The 2096-nt window shown below is 53.6% G+C and carries 4 protein-coding genes and 3 pseudogenes; 1 reads left to right on the plus strand and 6 read right to left on the minus strand.

What is annotated here, in order from left to right; translation table 11 throughout:
• Positions 1 to 85: 85 nt before the first annotated feature.
• From BLW10_RS14065 to BLW10_RS13480, 5 genes and pseudogenes are all read right to left on the minus strand, one after another.
• Positions 86 to 256 (minus strand): hypothetical protein, encoded by a 171-nt coding sequence (locus tag BLW10_RS14065; protein ID WP_177169080.1) that lies wholly within the window; start codon positions 254 to 256, stop codon positions 86 to 88.
• Positions 257 to 367: 111 nt separating this feature from the next.
• Positions 368 to 442: pseudogene (locus BLW10_RS14585) on the minus strand (MerR family transcriptional regulator); the annotation flags it as partial.
• Positions 443 to 473: 31 nt separating this feature from the next.
• Positions 474 to 1217: a transposase gene (locus BLW10_RS13470; RefSeq protein ID WP_245709424.1), complete on the minus strand. Its 744-nt coding sequence runs from the start codon at positions 1215 to 1217 to the stop codon at positions 474 to 476.
• A gap of 103 nt (positions 1218 to 1320) precedes the next feature.
• Positions 1321 to 1578: a DUF2442 domain-containing protein gene (locus BLW10_RS13475; RefSeq protein ID WP_091335552.1), complete on the minus strand. Its 258-nt coding sequence runs from the start codon at positions 1576 to 1578 to the stop codon at positions 1321 to 1323.
• A 9-nt stretch (positions 1579 to 1587) separates the two neighbouring features.
• Entirely contained in the window at positions 1588 to 1857 is a 270-nt protein-coding gene (locus tag BLW10_RS13480; protein ID WP_091335555.1) for a DUF4160 domain-containing protein, read from the minus strand.
• A gap of 21 nt (positions 1858 to 1878) precedes the next feature.
• Between BLW10_RS13480 and BLW10_RS14365 the strand changes: the two are divergent.
• A pseudogene (locus tag BLW10_RS14365) lies at positions 1879 to 2007 on the plus strand (IS607 family transposase); the annotation flags it as partial.
• On the opposite strand, the pseudogene BLW10_RS14370 reads toward BLW10_RS14365, so the two are convergent.
• Positions 1979 to 2096, minus strand: a pseudogene (locus BLW10_RS14370) (IS481 family transposase); the annotation flags it as partial. The pseudogenes BLW10_RS14365 and BLW10_RS14370 overlap by 29 nt on opposite strands.

Below are 2096 nucleotides of genomic sequence, written 5' to 3' on the forward strand. Positions count from 1 at the left end.
TGGCGAAATCTTAGCTATAAATTAAGTTTTGCTCAATCTTGGATTGAGCAATTTATTCCCTGGATTCTTATAGAGACTTAAGCAATTAACTATAACTTGAGCAAACTTGCTCAATGGATTTATCTGCACTTGGTTGACGCGGCGAACCGCCCAACTCAAGCCCTTGACGCTCAGTAGCGCCGGATTCCCTCAATCGATCAAGCTCTCCAAAGGTTTCATCCCCTTGCGGTAAAGCGCCAAACTGAAGCTTGGCCACTTGCAATGTCCTCTATCAGCTCGTCGTTAAACCGCTGTTAGCGGCCTCAAGCAATGCTCATCCTGAGCATCTGTCAACACATTTGAGCAAAAATCAGCGATCAGTTAGCAGCTCCCAGCGTCGGATCGTCGATGGCGCTTTCCCGATCCGTTTTGCAAATTCGTTGATGCGATATATCTTGCTCATAAAAGCAAGTATAAGCATTTTTGAAAAAGAATCAAAGAACAGTTGTCAACTCCAACTGCATCTGCCCCGGCAACACCGTCGGCCCATCCGGTTCCAGACAGGGTCGCCCACGCGGGCGCGCTTCGCGTCGCTGGCCGGTCATTTGCTCGATCTGTTGCAAGAATCGCTCGCTGCCGACCGGCTGGGATTGCTGGATCGCCAAGCGTAGCTCCGAGAGCGCTGCTTCATCCAGTTCGGTGCGAAACAATTCACGGTAGGCCGCTTGCCGGGACTCAGGCGACTCGCCCAGTTCCAGATACAGGGTGTGGGGCGAGAGCAGCGGATCGCTTGCACCCAGCCCGTTGGCTCGGTAGCTGCTCCAAGGATACTCCCCCGGATCGCGCACCATGTCAGCGCGCACCGGGTTCAGCTCAATATAGCGTTGGCAGCGCAACAGATAAGTATCCGTTTGGATCAGCGAGGACTTGTAGCGGCTGTCCCACAGGGTACCGGTGCGGCGATAGGTCTTGTTGATGGTCTGGACATAGCGCCGCCCGATAGCCATTACCAAGCGGGGAATGTCCTCCGCCGCTTTGGGCGTGATCAGCAAATGGACATGGTTGGTCATCAAGACATAGGCATGGAGCGCTGCGCCCGTCTTCGTGAGTGCCTCACCGAGCCAGTGGCGATAGGTTTGATAATCTTCTTCGGCAAAAAAGCAAGCTGCGCGGTTATGGCCGCGCTGGATGATGTGATGCGGGTAGTCGGCGATATGCAAGCGGGGGCGACGTGGCATATTTCTGGCCCCTTTCCTCCCTCGACGTGACCGCTGGGAGGCCGGATTTGTGGGGATACCTCAGAGTCTGACCCCTTTAATACCCGGAACTCCGGGGCATCGTTCAGGTAGCCGTCATGTCAATGGGCACCGAGCGGTCGTACAGGGTTTCCGGGGCGATATCGATATTTCCAGGCCAAACCACGGTACCGTAATCGATATGGGCACCGAAAAACGCGCCAGTCTCCCTTAGTCTGGAAAATGGCTTCTTATTCAGCAGTGGATTCATATCGAACAATCGACGCTCGCCGTTCTCGAACACCAGTTCCAGCGTATAGCCATCGCAAGCTTTGACTTTAACCACATCCAGCAAATCTGTCATGGAAACACCTTACTGCAAAGGGGCAATGCGGAATGGCTCCTCACCGTTCAAGGCGAGCGTCCAATCAGCAAACAAATCTTCGCGGTGCAACTCAACCCATGCCTGAACCAGTTTGAGCTGTTTGGGTGGGAACTTTCCGGCAAGAACTCGACCGTCCTCAATCGCAATAGATGCCTTGAAGTCCTGATAACGCACATGAAAGTGCGGTAGGTGATGGCGATCATTGTCTTCGTACATCAAGGCAACGATGATCCCGTAGAACATGCTGATTGTGGGCATAACGACTCTAAATGGAGCAGCATCAACACTCTGATCCTCGCCCACAGGGATCGGCTGACCCGCTTTGGGTTCGAGTGGTTCGAGCATTATGCCAAGACGCATGGCTGCGAGATTCTGGTCCTCAATCAGGAACGACTCTCGCCCTGTCAAGTCCCGCGAGATTATAGACACGCTTTTTGAAGCGTTCGGGGCATTGTTGTTGCCAGTCCTTGAGTGTTTGAATCGGCGCGATGTGTCCG

The organism is Allochromatium warmingii (genome assembly GCF_900107145.1).
Classification (GTDB): Bacteria; Pseudomonadota; Gammaproteobacteria; order Chromatiales; family Chromatiaceae; genus Thermochromatium; species Thermochromatium warmingii.